The organism is Streptomyces sp. NPDC091682, assembly GCF_044756625.1.
Taxonomy (GTDB): Bacteria; Actinomycetota; Actinomycetes; order Streptomycetales; family Streptomycetaceae; genus Streptomyces.
The window spans coordinates 247,148-261,312 of record NZ_JBIVTH010000007.1 but is presented as its reverse complement, the minus strand read 5'-3'; the positions used below and the strand labels follow the sequence as shown (position 1 = coordinate 261,312).

General features: G+C 72.4%; 11 protein-coding genes, 3 tRNA genes and 1 pseudogene. 8 read left to right on the top strand and 7 right to left on the bottom strand.

Features of this window, described 5'->3' with window-relative positions; genetic code table 11:
• Positions 1 to 133: 133 nt before the first annotated feature.
• The 3 genes from ACIQK6_RS18545 to ACIQK6_RS18535 all read right to left on the bottom strand — a co-directional run bounded on the left by ACIQK6_RS18545 (position 134) and on the right by ACIQK6_RS18535 (position 548).
• A tRNA-Ile gene (locus ACIQK6_RS18545) sits at positions 134 to 207 on the bottom strand.
• Positions 208 to 397: 190 nt separating this feature from the next.
• Positions 398 to 470 (bottom strand) — tRNA-Asn (locus tag ACIQK6_RS18540).
• Positions 471 to 475: 5 nt separating this feature from the next.
• A tRNA-Asn gene (locus tag ACIQK6_RS18535) sits at positions 476 to 548 on the bottom strand.
• A 145-nt stretch (positions 549 to 693) separates the two neighbouring features.
• Here ACIQK6_RS18535 and ACIQK6_RS18530 point away from each other — a divergent pair.
• The 5 genes from ACIQK6_RS18530 (at position 694) to ACIQK6_RS18510 (ending at position 6,936) form a co-directional block, all read left to right on the top strand.
• On the top strand, positions 694 to 996 hold the full coding sequence (locus ACIQK6_RS18530) for a YtxH domain-containing protein (RefSeq protein WP_329102263.1): 303 nt from the start codon (positions 694 to 696) through the stop codon (positions 994 to 996).
• Positions 997 to 1,093: 97 nt separating this feature from the next.
• On the top strand, positions 1,094 to 2,542 hold the full coding sequence (locus ACIQK6_RS18525) for an FGGY family carbohydrate kinase (protein WP_329102261.1): 1,449 nt from the start codon (positions 1,094 to 1,096) through the stop codon (positions 2,540 to 2,542).
• 142 nt (positions 2,543 to 2,684) lie between these two features.
• Entirely contained in the window at positions 2,685 to 4,418 is a 1,734-nt protein-coding gene (locus tag ACIQK6_RS18520) for an ABC transporter ATP-binding protein (protein WP_402695097.1), read from the top strand.
• Positions 4,415 to 6,337 carry an ABC transporter ATP-binding protein gene (locus ACIQK6_RS18515; RefSeq protein WP_402695096.1) on the top strand — a complete coding sequence of 641 codons (1,923 nt, stop codon included), beginning with the start codon at positions 4,415 to 4,417 and terminating at the stop codon, positions 6,335 to 6,337. Before ACIQK6_RS18520 ends, ACIQK6_RS18515 begins: the two co-directional genes overlap by 4 nt.
• A gap of 83 nt (positions 6,338 to 6,420) precedes the next feature.
• A complete protein-coding gene (locus ACIQK6_RS18510) occupies positions 6,421 to 6,936 on the top strand; it encodes a GNAT family N-acetyltransferase (RefSeq protein WP_329102256.1) in 516 nt (171 codons plus the stop codon).
• A gap of 59 nt (positions 6,937 to 6,995) precedes the next feature.
• Here ACIQK6_RS18510 and ACIQK6_RS18505 read toward each other — a convergent pair whose 3' ends face one another.
• Entirely contained in the window at positions 6,996 to 8,108 is a 1,113-nt protein-coding gene (locus tag ACIQK6_RS18505; RefSeq protein ID WP_402695095.1) for an RNA polymerase sigma factor, read from the bottom strand.
• 92 nt (positions 8,109 to 8,200) lie between these two features.
• Between ACIQK6_RS18505 and ACIQK6_RS18500 the strand changes: the two genes are divergently transcribed.
• Complete coding sequence (locus ACIQK6_RS18500) at positions 8,201 to 8,803, top strand: hypothetical protein (RefSeq protein ID WP_329102252.1); 603 nt, start codon at positions 8,201 to 8,203, stop codon at positions 8,801 to 8,803.
• Between the two features lie 106 nt (positions 8,804 to 8,909).
• Entirely contained in the window at positions 8,910 to 9,890 is a 981-nt protein-coding gene (locus tag ACIQK6_RS18495) for a nucleotidyl transferase AbiEii/AbiGii toxin family protein (protein ID WP_329102250.1), read from the top strand.
• Here ACIQK6_RS18495 and ACIQK6_RS18490 read toward each other — a convergent pair whose 3' ends face one another.
• The 3 genes from ACIQK6_RS18490 to ACIQK6_RS18480 all read right to left on the bottom strand — a co-directional run bounded on the left by ACIQK6_RS18490 (position 9,891) and on the right by ACIQK6_RS18480 (position 13,083).
• Entirely contained in the window at positions 9,891 to 11,999 is a 2,109-nt protein-coding gene (locus ACIQK6_RS18490; RefSeq protein ID WP_329102248.1) for a molybdopterin oxidoreductase family protein, read from the bottom strand.
• A gap of 123 nt (positions 12,000 to 12,122) precedes the next feature.
• A complete protein-coding gene (locus ACIQK6_RS18485; protein ID WP_329102246.1) occupies positions 12,123 to 12,305 on the bottom strand; it encodes a hypothetical protein in 183 nt (60 codons plus the stop codon).
• A 70-nt stretch (positions 12,306 to 12,375) separates the two neighbouring features.
• Entirely contained in the window at positions 12,376 to 13,083 is a 708-nt protein-coding gene (locus ACIQK6_RS18480; RefSeq protein WP_402695142.1) for a vancomycin high temperature exclusion protein, read from the bottom strand.
• A 206-nt stretch (positions 13,084 to 13,289) separates the two neighbouring features.
• On the opposite strand from ACIQK6_RS18480, the pseudogene ACIQK6_RS18475 reads away from it, so the two are divergent.
• Positions 13,290 to 14,143, top strand: a pseudogene (locus ACIQK6_RS18475) (sirohydrochlorin chelatase).
• Positions 14,144 to 14,165: the final 22 nt, after the last annotated feature.

Below are 14,165 nucleotides of genomic sequence, written 5' to 3'. Positions count from 1 at the left end.
GAGCAGGTCACCCGGGGGACTCGCTCCCGGGCGGTTCCCCGCCACAGGCGTGCGCCCGGCCCGCCTGAGGGCACAACGGCGCCGGAAACACCGAAGCCGCAGGTGCGATCGTTTCTGCACCTGCGGCTCGCAGTGGGGCGGGTGGGACTCGAACCCACGGCCGACGGATTATGAGTCCGCTGCTCTAACCGGCTGAGCTACCGCCCCTTCACGGCGTGGCGCGTACACGTGTGCGCGCCGTCTGCCGCAGCATAGCCGCTCATACGATCTCCTGCCTCGGATGCCCCGCATGATCGGCTTCGCCTGCTCAGAGAGACCGTTCTGAGGGCTGTCCGGTTCCCGAACGGGGCGACAAAGAAAAGAAGAGGACCCCTCGGGGTCCTCTTCCTCTTCCTTGCTCCCCCGGCTGGACTCGAACCAGCAACCCTCCGGTTAACAGCCGAATGCTCTGCCAATTGAGCTACAGGGGACCGCGCTCCCCCGACTGGACTCGAACCAGTAACCTGCCGGTTAACAGCCGGCTGCTCTGCCAATTGAGCTACAGGGGATTGCTGCGGTGCATCGAACAGCCCACCTCCGGCGTTGCCGGGGGGCGAGTGCCCGTTGCGAGTCATAGATTAGCGCAAGCAGGGGGGTGCTCCGCCAATCGGTATCGACAGCGGGCCGGGCACCACACGACGAAGGGTGACAGGCATGCGGTACAAGGTCACGTTCGTGGTCGGACTGGCCCTCGGGTACGTGCTCGGAACCCGGGCCGGACGCGAGCGCTACGAGCAGATGCGAAAGTCCGCGCGGCAGCTCGCGCAGAACCCCGCGGTGCGCAACGCCGCCGAAACCGCGGGTCAGACCGGGCGCGAGTTCGCCGGGAAGGCCTTCACCGCGGTGAGTCAGAAGGTCGGCGACGCCGTCCCGGACTCGCTCTCCGGGCGGGTACGGGGGCTGCGCGGCCGGGCCGGCGGCGCCGGCGAGGACGACTGGGGCACCAGCAACACCTGAGCACCACGGGTCCGCGCGCCGGGGCTCACGGGATCCATGAGGTTCCGGGGGCTCCGGACCGGTCGAGTCCGGCCCCGCGTGCGGCAGAATTCACGGCATGGGGATAGTCGCCGGGCTGGACAGCTCTTCCGCGTTCACACGCATCGTCGTCTGTGACACCGAGACCGGCGCCGTGCTGCGCCAGGGGTACGCACCCCACCCACAGCCCTCGGGTGAACCGGACGGCGCGAATCCCTACGAGACCGACCCGCAGGCCTGGCTGCTCTCGCTCGGCGAGGCCGCCGGCGGCGGGCTCCTCGAAGGGGTCCAGGCCATAGGGGTCTCCGCCCAGCAGCACGGCCTGCTGCCGCTGGACCCGCAGGGCGCTCTGGTGCGGCCCGCGCTCGTCGGCAACGACAAGCGCGGCCAGGTCGCCGCCGCCGACCTCATCGACGCCTACGGCGGTCGGCACGGCTGGGTCGAGGCGGTGGGCTCGGTCCCGCACTCCGCGCAGCCGGTCGCGAAGCTGGCCTGGCTGGCCCGCAACGAGCCCGAGGCCGCCCGCCGGATCGCCGTGCTGATGTCCCCGCACGACTGGCTCGTCTGGCAGCTGCTGGGCCGCCCGGCCCGGCGGACCACCGACCGCGGCGGCGCCTCCGGTACCGGGTACTGGTCGGCGGCCACCGGCACCTGGCGCCCCGACCTGGTCGAGCTGGCGCTCGGGCACCGGGCCCTGCTGCCCGAGGTGCTCGGCCCGGCCGATGCCGCCGGGACCACGCCCGAGGGGCTGCTGATCTCCGCCGGCACCGGCGAAACGATGGCCGCCGCGCTCGGGCTGGGGCTGGGCCCCGGCGACGCGGTGGTCTCCCTCGGTGCCTCCGGTTCGGTGATGGCCGTGCACCACGAGGCGGTGTCGGAGCCGGGCGGACTGGTCACCTCGCTGGCCGACGCCAGCGGCATGCACCTGCCCGTGGTGAACACCTCCAATGCCGTGCGGGCGCTGCGCGGCACCGCCGAACTGCTCGGCACCGATCTGGAGGGGCTGTCCGAGCTCGCGCTGAAGTCGACGCCGGGCGCGCACGGCCTCGTGCTCCTGCCGTACCTGGAGGGTGAGCGGACCCCGAACCTGCCGCACGCCGCCGGCACCCTGTCCGGGCTGCGCCGGGACTCGATGAAGCCGGAGCACCTGGCCCGGGCCGCCTTCGAGGGCATGCTGTGCGGGCTGGTGGACGCGCTGGACGTGCTGCGCTCGCGCGGGGTCGAGATCCGCCGGGTGTTCCTGCTGGGCGCGGCGGCCGAGCTGCCCGCCGTGCAGGCCGCGGCCCCGGGACTGTTCGGCACGCAGGTCGTCGTACCGGCGCCGGCCGACTACGCGGCGCTGGGCGCGGCGCGCCAGGCGGCCTGGACGCTCGGTGTGGCGCAGGGCACCCTGGCCCCGCACACCCCGCCGGTCTGGCCGGCCCCCGCGGCCCAGGTCTTCGAGCCGGGCGAGGAGTTCCCGGCGTGGCAGGGAGTGCGCCAGCAGTACGTCGCGACGCGGGAGCAGATCCACCCCGGGGCGTTCTAGGGGTGTCCTAGAGGTGTCCTAGTACGCGGGTCGGGGCGGGCTGGTCCTTTTGACCGGCCTTTGCGAAATCCGGTGGGGATCACGGGGCCGGTTGGCCCAAGATGGGTTGAACCCCCTCGATCATGCCGACCGGAGCCTACGCGTGCTCATACGACTTCTGCGGACCCATCTGGGTACGTACCGGAAACCCATCGCGGTGCTGGTCCTGCTGCAACTGCTGCAGACCAGCGCCAGCCTCTACCTGCCCACGCTCAACGCCGACATCATCGACAACGGTGTCGTCAACGGTGACACCGGCTACATCCTGCGCTTCGGCGCGCTGATGCTCGGTGTCTCCCTCGTCCAGCTCGTCTGCAACGTCGGGGCCGTCTACTACGGCGCCCGCACGGCCGCGGCCTTCGGCCGGGACGTCCGCGCCGCGATCTTCGACCGCGTGCAGAGCTTCTCGGCGCGGGAGCTGGGCCAGTTCGGCGCCCCGTCGCTGATCACCCGTACGACGAATGACGTCCAACAGGTCCAGATGCTGGTGCTCATGACCTTCACCCTGATGGTCTCGGCCCCGATCATGTGCGTCGGCGGCATCGCCATGGCGCTCTCGCTCGACGTGAAGCTGTCGGGCGTACTGCTCGCCGTCGTCCCGGTGCTCGGGATCTCGGTCGGCGCGATCGTCTTCAAGACGCGGCCGCTGTTCCGCCAGATGCAGGTGCGCCTGGACACCGTGAACCGGGTCCTGCGCGAGCAGATCACCGGCAACCGGGTGATCCGCGCCTTCGTCCGCGACGACTACGAGAAGGACCGCTTCCGCGAGGCCAACGCCGACCTGACCGGCGTCTCGCTGTCCGCCGGCAAGCTCCTCGCGTACATGTTCCCCACGGTCATCGTGGTCGTGAACATCTCCAGCGTCGCCGTCATCTGGTTCGGTGCGATGCGCGTCGACAGCGGCGGCATGGAGATCGGCCAGCTGACGGCCTTCCTGGCCTACCTGATGCAGATCGTCATGGCCGTGATGATGGCCACCTTCATGTTCATGATGGTGCCGCGCGCCGAGGTCTGCGGGGAACGCATCCAGGAGGTCCTGGACACCGAGTCCAGCGTGGTCCCGCCCGAGGACCCGGTGCGCGAACTCGCCCGCCGCGGCCGCCTGGAGCTGCGCGGCGCCGACTTCCGCTACCCGGGCGCCGAGGCTCCGGTCCTGCGCGGCGTGGACCTGGTGGCCCGACCCGGCGAGACCACGGCGGTCATCGGCTCCACCGGAAGCGGCAAGTCCACCCTGCTGGGCCTGGTCCCGCGCCTGTTCGACGCGACCGGCGGCGAGGTCCTCGTCGACGGGGAGGACGTCCGCGCGCTCGACCCGGAGCTGCTGGCCAAGACGGTCGGCATGGTGCCGCAGAAGCCGTACCTGTTCTCCGGGACCATCGCCTCCAACCTGCGCTACGGGCGCCCGGACGCGAGTGACGAAGAGCTCTGGCAGGCGCTGGAGGTGGCCCAGGCCAAGGAGTTCGTCTCCGCGCTGGAGGGCGGCCTGGAGGCCCCCGTCAGTCAGGGCGGAACCAATGTCTCCGGCGGCCAGCGCCAGCGTCTGGCCATCGCCCGCACGCTCGTGCAGCGCCCGGAGATCTACCTCTTCGACGACTCCTTCTCGGCCCTGGACTACGCGACGGACGCGGCGCTGCGCGCGGCGCTCGCCCGCGAGACCGAGGACGCGACCGTGGTCATCGTCGCCCAGCGGGTCTCCACGATCCGCGACGCCGACCGGATCATCGTCCTGGACGAGGGCCAGGTCGTGGGCGAGGGGCGCCACCACGAGCTGATGGCCGGCAACGAGACCTACCGGGAGATCGTGCTCTCCCAGCTGACGGAGGCGGAGGCCGCATGAGCGGGCCCGGAGGACGGATGATGATGGGGCCGGCCCAGCGGTCCATGGACTTCAAGGGTTCGGGCAAGCGGCTGCTGCGCCAGCTCGCGTACGACCGGGCCAAGATCTGGGGCATGGTCGCGGCCGTCGTCGGCAGCGTCGGCTGCGCGGTGGTGGGCCCGAAGATCCTGGGCGAGGCCACCGACCTGGTGTTCGCGGGGATCGTCGGCCGCCAGATGCCGGCCGGGACCACCAAGCAGCAGGCGCTGGACGGGCTGCGCGCCCGGGGCCAGGACGGCATGGCGGACATGCTCGCCGGTACCGACTTCACCCCGGGGCAGGGCATCGACTTCGGCGCCGTCGGGGTCGTCGCGATCTGGGCGCTGGTGGTCTTCACCCTGGCCGGCCTGCTGATGCTGGTCGCGACCCGGCTGTCGAACCACGTCATGAACGGCACCGTCTACCGGATGCGCGAGGAGCTCCAGGCGAAGCTGTCGCGGCTGCCGCTGTCCTACTTCGACCAGCAGAAGCGCGGCGAGGTGCTGAGCCGGGCCACGAACGACATCGACAACATCGGCCAGACGCTCCAGCAGACGATGGGCCAGTTGCTGAACTCGCTGCTGACCATCGTCGGCGTGCTCGTGATGATGTTCTGGATCTCTCCGCTGCTGGCGCTCGTCGCGCTGGTGACCGTACCGCTGTCGGTCTTCGTCGCCGCGAAGATCGGCAAGAAGTCGCAGCCGCAGTTCGTGGCGCAGTGGAAGGCGACCGGCGCGCTCAACGCCCACATCGAGGAGATGTACTCGGGCCACAGCCTGGTCAAGGTCTTCGGCCGGCAGAAGGAGTCCGCTGCCGTCTTCGCCGAGCAGAACGAGGCGCTCTACCGGGCCTCCTTCACGTCGCAGCTGGTCAGCGGCATCATGCAGCCGGTGATGTTCTTCATCTCGAACATCAACTACGTGCTGATAGCCGTCGTCGGCGGGCTCCGGGTCGCCTCCGGCACCCTGTCGATCGGTGACGTGCAGGCCTTCATCCAGTACTCGCGGCAGTTCTCGATGCCGCTGACGCAGGTCGCCTCGATGGCGAACCTCGTGCAGTCCGGTGTCGCCTCGGCGGAGCGGGTGTACGAGCTGCTCGACGCGCCGGAGCAGGAGCCGGACGCGGTGGTTCCGGAGCGTCCGCAGGAGCTGCGCGGTCAGGTCACCTTCGACAAGGTGGCCTTCCGATACGAGCCGGACAAGCCGCTGATCGAGAACCTCTCGCTCACGGTCGAGCCGGGCCAGACGGTCGCGATCGTCGGCCCGACCGGCGCCGGCAAGACCACGCTGGTCAATCTGCTGATGCGGTTCTACGAGGTCACGGGCGGGGAGATCGCCCTCGACGGGGTGGACATCGCGAAGATGACCCGCGAGGAACTGCGCGACGGCATCGGCATGGTGCTGCAGGACACCTGGCTGTTCGGCGGCACCATCGCGGAGAACATCGCCTACGGCGCTTCGCGCGAGGTCACGCGCGCCGAGATCGAGGAGGCGGCGCGGGCCGCCCACGCGGACCGGTTCGTCCGCACCCTGCCGGACGGTTACGACACCGTGCTGGACGACGAGGGCGCGGGGGTCAGCGCGGGCGAGAAGCAGCTGATCACCATCGCCCGGGCGTTCTTGTCGGAGCCGGTGATCCTGGTGCTCGACGAGGCCACGAGCTCGGTGGACACCCGTACCGAGGTGCTGATCCAGAAGGCGATGGCGCGCCTCGCGCGCGGCCGCACGTCCTTCGTGATCGCGCACCGGCTGTCCACGATCCGCGACGCGGACGTGATCCTGGTGATGGAGAGCGGATCGATCGTGGAGCAGGGCACGCACGAGGAGCTGTTGGCCTCGGGCGGCGCGTACGCACGGCTGTACGCGGCGCAGTTCGCGCAGGCGGTGGCCGAGGTCGACTAGGCGGCCCGGGGGACGGCGGCGGCGAGGGGCATTCGGGTGCGGGACGCACTCGGGTGCCCCTGCGCCGTCGTTAGCATGACGGCATGGCAACGGACGTGGTGGTACGCCCCGCTCGGGCGGAGGACGAACCCGAAATACTGGAGCTGGCCCGCTCGGTGTGGTCGCGCGTGAGCGAACCCGGCCCCGAGCGCGCGGCCGACGCGGCCGTCTTCGACGAGCGGCACCCGGTGGAGGGCTTCCTCGTCGCGGAACGCGGGCAGGAGATCGTCGGGTACGTCGCCCAGGCCCCGGCGAGCCCCCTCGAAACCAATCGGCACGTCCGTCACGTCCAGGGACTGGCGGTCCGCGAGTCCGCCCGCGGCAGCGGGGTCGGGCAGGCCCTCGTCGAGGCCGCCTGCGCCGCCGCGCGGGCCGGTGGCGCCCGCCGGATGAACCTGCGCGTGCTCGGCCACAACGAGCCGGCCCAGCAGCTCTACCGGCGGTGCGGGTTCGCGGTGGTCGGAGTCCTGCCCGAGGAGTTCCTGCTGGACGGGGCCTACGTCGACGACGTCTGGATGAGCCGGAGCCTGGCCGACCCGCACGAACCCGCGCAGCCGTAGCCGGAGCCGGGGCAACGGGTGGGGGCGCCTGGCGGGGCGCCCCCTTTTCCGTTGGTCCGTCAGTCCAGGTAGCCGCGGAGCTGGTCGGCGAAGGCGTGGTCGCGCAGTTTGTTGAGGGTCTTGGACTCGATCTGGCGGATCCGCTCGCGCGTCACGCCGAAGATCCGCCCGATTTCCTCCAGGGTACGGGGCCGCCCGTCGGCGAGGCCGTACCGCAGCTGCACGACCTTGCGCTCGCGCTCGCCGAGGGTCGACAGGACGGCTTCCAGGTGCTCGCGCAGCAGGAAGAAGGCGGCCGATTCCACGGGGGAGGCGGCGTCCCCGTCCTCGATGAGGTCGCCGAGCGCGACGTCGTCCTCCTCGCCCACCGGGGCGTGCAGGGAGACCGGCTCTTGCGCGAGGCGGAGCACCTCCAGGACCCGTTCGGGGGTCAACTCCAGCTGGACGGCGACCTCTTCGGCCGTGGGCTCGTACCCGCGCTCCTGGAGCATCCGACGCTGTACGCGGACGACCCGGTTGATCAGTTCGACGACGTGGACGGGCACCCGAATGGTCCGGGCCTGGTCGGCGAGGGCCCGTGACATCGCCTGCCGGATCCACCAGGTGGCGTAGGTGGAGAACTTGTACCCGCGGGCGTAGTCGAACTTCTCGACGGCGCGGATCAGCCCGAGGTTCCCCTCCTGCACGAGGTCGAGCATGGTGAGTCCGCGGCCCACGTACCGCTTGGCGACGGAGACGACGAGCCGCAGGTTCGACTCGATGAGCCGGCGCTTGGCCATCCGCCCCATGACGACGAGCTTGTCGAGGTCGAGGGCGAGCTGGGAGTCGAGATCGGGGGTGTTGCCGAGTTTCTCCTCGGCGAACAGGCCGGCTTCGACGCGGCGCGCGAGGTCCACCTCCTCGGCGGCGGTGAGCAGCGGAATCCTGCCTATTTCGCGGAGGTACTGCCGGAACAAGTCGGCGGACGGGCCCGCTCCGCCTCCGCTGTCGCCGCTGCTGCGCCTGCGCTGCACGGGCACCGGCTCGATCAGCTCCAGTACCTCGGGCTCTTCGTCCACGGCCTTGGCCTCCGAGGACTCGCTCACGTTCACGGTCAGGGTCCGGGTCTGCACGGGGGCGACCTCCAGGGCTCCGAGGACGGGGGCACCGCACCCCAGTGTGGGGTACGACACATCGCGGCCACGAGGGGCGTGCGAGCACTTTCTGAGTCCGGTGCGTGACCGATGGTTACCCCCCGGCGGGAACCCCGATGCGGATCGGACGCATGTCCGAGATGATCGACTCCATGTCGGAGTACGAGACCCATGTGACGGTGCGCTGCGCGGACGCAGCGGAGTTGGCGCGCCTCGACGCGTGGGCCGGGGCACGGGAGTTGAAGGTCACGCACATCCTGCTGGCCCGCGGCCGGATGGTGTCCCAGCCGATGCTGACCCTGCCGGACCGCACGGGCCACGAGCTGCTGGTGCCGCGACTACGGGCGGCCGGCTTCGACCCGGTCCGGGTCAAGGTGGAGACGGTCCCGTGGACCGCGGACCCGCCCGGACCGGGCGGCGGCTACTTCGAGCACCATCTGAAGCTGCTGCTGCCCGCGGACTTCGACCGCGCGGCCTTGGAGGCCCTGGTCGTCCCGCACGGGGCCCACCTGTCCTGGAACGCCCGCCGGGTCCTGGCCGGGGGCGTGCACGAGCGGTTCGTGACCCAGCGGTGGCGCGGCACGGCGGCGCAGGCGGGGGCGGCGTGCGACGCGCTGGTCGCGGCGCTCGGCGCCGCCGGGTACAGGATCCGTTCGCAGGAGCGGGAGTTCGTGCTGTACGACAGCGACCTGTCGGTGGACGACGGGTGGATCGACGAAGGGGTGACGGCATGACCGGGGAGCGGGACGTCCGGGACCCGGCGCCGCCGACACCGACCGGGCGCCGGTACGAGGACCGTAAGCTGGCGCTGCTGGAGAAGAGCCTCGGGGAAGGTGCGCGATGAGCTCGTGGCGGGAGTTCGGCATCAACAGCACGCACCTGCCGAGCGAGCCCCTGGACGAGGAGACGCGCGCGGCCCGGCACCTACCGCGGACGCTGCGTCCGGTCGTCGGGGACGACGTGCGTCAGCGGGCGGTCTTCGACCCGTCGCTGCGGCACAACTTCCAGGGCTACCGGGCCGGTGACCCGGTCTTCGACTCCCCCGAGCGGACCCTCGCCTGGGTGCGGGCGCGGCGCGCGGCCATGGAAGCGGTCCTGCTGGCGGTCTCGGAGTCCGAGTGGGCGGACTCGCTGGTGCTGCGGGGCAGCGTGCTGCTCGCCGACTGGTTCGGGGAGCAGGCCCGGGAGCCCGGCGACCTGGACTTCGTGGTGGTCCCCGAAACGTGGCGGATGGAGGACGGCCGGACCGGCCGGATGCTGGACGGCATCGCGGCGGCGGCCGACGGGCGGGCCGGGATCAAGGCCTCGGGAGCGGTGTCGGAGGAGATCTGGACGTACGACCGGGTGCCGGGGCGGCGCATGGTGCTGCCGTGGTCCGTACCCGGCTTGCCGGACGGGCAGGTCCAGCTGGACTTCGTCTTCAACGAGCGCCTCCCGGTACCGCCGGAGCCGGCCGAACTCGCCTGCGGGGCGGTGGTCCTCGCCGCGACTGCGGCGCTGTCGCTGGCCTGGAAGGTGCTGTGGCTCATCAGCGACCGGCACCCGCAGGGCAAGGACCTGTACGACGCGGTCCTGCTCGCCGAACGGCACCGACTGCCGAACGCCCTGCTCCAGGAGGTGTTCCGGCAGGCGGGCGAAAACCCGCAGCCGAACCGGGACGTGGAGCTGCTGGACATCGTGCACATCGCCCCCGAGGGCTACGTGGGCGCCGAGTGGGAGCACTTCGAGGCGGAGTACCCCGAGCTGGCCGCCCCGGGCGAAGAGGTGTTCCTGGCCCGGCTGGTGGAGGCCCTGCGCCCGACCTTCGCGAACGGTGCCTGATCAGGCCGGCTCGACGCGGACCGCGCAGACCTTGAACTCCGGCATGCGGGACGTGGGGTCCAGGGCCGGGTTGGTGAGGGTGTTGGCGCGGCCCTCGCCCGGCCAGTGGAAGGGCATGAAGACCGTGTCCGCCCGGATGGTGTCGGTGATGCGGGCCGGGGCGACGGCCCGGCCGCGGCGGGAGGTCACGGCGAGGGGGCTGCCGTCGACCGCGCCGATCCGGGCGGCCAGCCGCGGATGGAGTTCCACGAAGGGGCCGGGGGCCGCCGCGTTGAGCTCGTCCACCCGGCGGGTCTGGGCTCCGGACTGGTACTGGGCGACGACCCGGCCGGTGGTGAGCAGCAGCGGGTAGTCCGCGTCGGGGACCTCGGCGGCGTCCCGGTGGGAGACGGGGACGAAGCGGGCCCGGCCGTCGTCGGTGGCGAAGCGGTCCAGGAAGAGGCGTTTGGTGCCCGGGGAGCCTTCGCCGCCGGAGCCTTCGCCGCCTTCAGGGCTTGCGGGGCAGGGCCAGAAGACGCCCTGTTCGGCCTCGATCCGGGCGTAGGTGATGCCCGAGTAGTCCGCGGGGCCGCCGGCCGAGGCGCGGCGCAGTTCCTCGAAGACCTCCTCCGGCTCGGTGGGGAAGCCCTTCTCCACGCCCAGGCGGGCGGCGAGTCCGTGCAGCACGTCCAGGTCGCTGCGGACCCCCGGCGGTGGGGTCAGTGCCCGGCGGCGCAGCAGGACGCGGCCCTCCAGGTTGGTGGTGGTGCCGGTCTCCTCCGCCCACTGGGTGACCGGGAGGACCACGTCCGCGAGGGCCGCGGTCTCGGAGAGGACGACGTCGGCGACCGCGAGGAAGTCCAGGGAGCGGATGCGGTCCTCGACGTGGGCGGCGCCGGGGGCGGACACCACCGGGTTCGAGCCCATCAGCAGCAGGGCCTTCACGTCCCTGCCGAGGGCGTCGAGGAGTTCGTAGGCACTGCGGCCCGGGCCGGGGAGGCCGTCGGGGTCGACGCCCCAGACCCCGGCGACGTGGGCACGGGCGGCCGGGTCGGTGAGCTTGCGGTAGCCGGGGAGCTGGTCGGCCTTCTGGCCGTGCTCGCGGCCGCCCTGGCCGTTGCCCTGCCCGGTGAGGCAGCCGTAGCCGGACAGCGGTCGGCCGGCCCGGCCGGTGGCCAGGCACAGGTTGATCCAGGCGCCGACGGTGTCGGTGCCCTTGGACTGCTGCTCGGGGCCCCGGGCGGTGAGGACCATGGCGGATTCCGGGGCGCAGAACATCGCCACGGCCTCGCGGAGCCTGGGGACCGGTATCCCGGTGATGCGTTCCACCAGCTCCGGCCAGTGGGCCATCGCGGCGGCCCGGGCCTCCTGCCAGCCGGTGGTGCGGGCGGCGATGAACTCCTCGTCGGTCCGGCCTTCCGCGACGATCAGGTGCAGCAGGCCGAGCGCGAGGGCGAGGTCGGTGCCGGGGCGCGGGGCGAGGTGCAGGTCGGCCTGTTCGGCGGTGCGGGTGCGGCGCGGATCGATGACGATGAGGGTGCCGCCGTTCGCCTTGAGCTCGGTGAGGTAGCGCAGGGCGGGCGGCATAGTCTCGGCCAGGTTCGAGCCGACGAGGATCACGCAACCGGTGCGCGGGACGTCCGCCAGCGGGAAGGGCAGGCCGCGGTCGAGTCCGAAGGCCCGCTGGTGGGCGGCGGCGGCCGAGGACATGCAGAAGCGGCCGTTGTAGTCGATCTGCGAGGTGCGCAGGGCGATGCGGGCGAACTTGCCGAGCGCGTAGGCCTTCTCGTTGGTGAGCCCGCCGCCGCCGAACACCCCGACGGCGTCGGGGCCGTGCGTGCGGCCGGTGCGGGCGAGGCCCTCGGCGACGGCGTCGAGGGCCTCCTCCCAGGTGGCCGGCTCCAGCCGCCCGGCGTGGGTGCGGACGAGCGGCTCGGTCAGGCGTACCCGGGAGGAGAGCACGGCGGGGGCGGTGCGGCCCTTGCCGCACAGCGCGCCCCGGTTGACGGGGAAGTCGGCCCGCTCCTCCACCGCCACGGTGGCGCCGCCCGGTTCGGGGCGCAGCCTCATCCCGCACTGCAGGGCGCAGTACGGGCAGTGCGTGTCGGTGGCGGAGCCGGCGGTGTGCATGCGGTCCAGGGTGGGTCGCCGGTGTTACGTCGGCCGCCGCGGCGCGTTACGGGTCCGGGTGCTCCGCCTCAGCGCCGCCGGACGGCTGCGGTGAGGCCCGGCGCGGCCGGGGGGCGGGGCGGGTCACTGGCCGGTCAGGTGCTTCACCGTCAGGCCCGCGGTCCAGCCGCCGTCGACGGCGAGTTCGGCGTCGGTGATCAGTACCCGGCCGCCACCGTCCACGACGGCTTGCGCGGCCGCGGCGCCCAGGCCCCGGGCTCCCCCGGTGATGACGACGACCTTGCCGCTCAGATCCACAACAGCCACGGTTCCACACCCCTGATGCTCTCGTACGGACGGAACGGCATATGACTAATCGGCATATGCGGCGGGGTCGTCAGTCTGCCAGAGCGGCCAGCGCCCGCGACACCCCCTCCTCCTTCGGTCCCAGGAAGCGCGGTGCGGGCTTGAAGGCCGCGTCCAGCGCCGCCTTGCCCGCCGCGAAGACCTCGCGGGTCTCGCCGTAGTACCAGGTGGCGTCGTGCACGTCGGCCACCCCGACGCCGTACGACTCCAGGCCCGCCGCCTGGCACAGGGCGACGGCACGGCGGATGTGGAAGCCCTGGGTGACCAGCAGGGCCCGTTCCACGCCGAAGATCTCCTTGGCCCGCACGCAGGAGTCCCAGGTATCGAAGCCCGCGTAGTCGCTGACGATCCGCTCGTCCGGCACCCCGTGCGCGGTGAGGTAGCTGCGCATCGCGTCGGGCTCGTCGTAGTCGTGCCGGCCGTTGTCCCCGGTGACGAGGACGACCTTGACCTTGCCGGTGCGGTACAGCTCGGCCGCGGCATCGAGCCGGTCGGCCAGGTAGGGGGTGGGCCTGCTCCCGAGGAGGCCCGCGCCGAACACCACGGCCACCTCGGCGGAGGGCGCGCCCGCCGTGGTCCGCAGCCGGTCGGCGGCCACCGCGTGCATCCACGCCGAGGGCAGCAGCGCCAGTACGCAGCCCGCCATGACGGCCTGCACCGCCCGCCGCCGGGTCCGTACGCTGCGCAGCGCCGCCACCGCCCGGCTCCACTCGACTCTCGGCAGGCGCGGTCGGCGCATCATCCATCCCCTGGTGTCTCGACTGCTCGTCCGCTGGTCAGGACGCGTACCGGGGCCGCGCGGTTCGCCCGGAACCCGATCTGCGGCAGGTACGCCGCCGGCCGCGCCGGCTCCGAACAGTCGCGCCGGCCGCGATGTGAGCACACGGCAAAGACCCGTCATCCCCGCGCAACGCACCGGCAACCTCCGGCGCGGAGGATCGGTTCATGACGGAGCCGGTGCACCCTCCCGAGTTTCCCGCCCTCCCCTTCGACAGTACGGCCGAGCTGCTCGGCCGCATCACCCTCCAGCTGGGCACCCAGCTCAGCGGCCTGCGCCGACCCGGAGTCCGCCCATGCAGCCCACCCTCGTCGCCGTGGCCCACGGCAGTCGTGACCCGCGCGCCCTGCACACCGCCCTCGCCCTCCTCGAACGGGTCCGCGAACTCCGCCCCCGGCTCGACGTCCGGCTCGGCCACGTCGAGCTGAACGAGCCGCTGCTCGACGACACCCTGAGCGGGCTGTCCGGCTCGGCCGTGCTCGTCCCGCTGCTGCTCGGCCGCGGGTACCACGTCAAGCGTGACCTCCCCGCGGCCGCCGCCCGTGCCGGCCACCTGCTCACCCGCGTCGCCGCCCCGCTGGGCCCGCACCCGCTGCTCGTCGAGGCCCTTTACGAGCGGCTCCTGGAGACCGGCTGGACCCCGGCCCCCGGTTCGGCCGTCGTGCTGGCCGCCGCCGGTTCCCGCGACCCCGACTCGGCGGCCGACACCCGCCGCACCGCCGCCCTGCTCAGCGAACGCCTCGGCGGCGTCCCGGTGACCCCCGCCTACGCCTCCGCCGCCGCGCCGAACGCGCCCGAGGCGGTCCGGGCCCTCGCCGCCCGTGGTCACCACCGGATCGCCGTGGCCTCGTACTTCGCCGCGCCCGGCCGGTTCGCCACCCAGGCCGCCGCGGCCGCGCCCGGCCCCGCCGCCGCCCCGCTGGGCGATCACCCGGCGCTGGCCCGGCTGCTGCTGCACCGGTACGACGAGGCCCGCGCGCTCCCCCTCGACCTGGTGCGGCCGGAACTCGTCTCCGCCTGATCCCGGTTTGTCAGTTGTTCCG

What these genes read in the sequence shown, in the direction of transcription:
- ACIQK6_RS18530 (WP_329102263.1), top strand. Translation starts at nt 694, where the DNA reads ATGCGGTACAAGGTCACGTTCGTGGTCGGACTGGCCCTCGGGTACGTG.
- ACIQK6_RS18525 (WP_329102261.1), top strand. Translation starts at nt 1,094, where the DNA reads ATGGGGATAGTCGCCGGGCTGGACAGCTCTTCCGCGTTCACACGCATC.
- ACIQK6_RS18515 (WP_402695096.1), top strand. Translation starts at nt 4,415, where the DNA reads ATGAGCGGGCCCGGAGGACGGATGATGATGGGGCCGGCCCAGCGGTCC.
- ACIQK6_RS18510 (WP_329102256.1), top strand. Translation starts at nt 6,421, where the DNA reads ATGGCAACGGACGTGGTGGTACGCCCCGCTCGGGCGGAGGACGAACCC.
- ACIQK6_RS18500 (WP_329102252.1), top strand. Translation starts at nt 8,201, where the DNA reads ATGTCCGAGATGATCGACTCCATGTCGGAGTACGAGACCCATGTGACG.
- ACIQK6_RS18495 (WP_329102250.1), top strand. Translation starts at nt 8,910, where the DNA reads ATGAGCTCGTGGCGGGAGTTCGGCATCAACAGCACGCACCTGCCGAGC.
- ACIQK6_RS18490 (WP_329102248.1), bottom strand. Translation starts at nt 11,999, where the DNA reads ATGCACACCGCCGGCTCCGCCACCGACACGCACTGCCCGTACTGCGCC.
- ACIQK6_RS18480 (WP_402695142.1), bottom strand. Translation starts at nt 13,083, where the DNA reads ATGCGCCGACCGCGCCTGCCGAGAGTCGAGTGGAGCCGGGCGGTGGCG.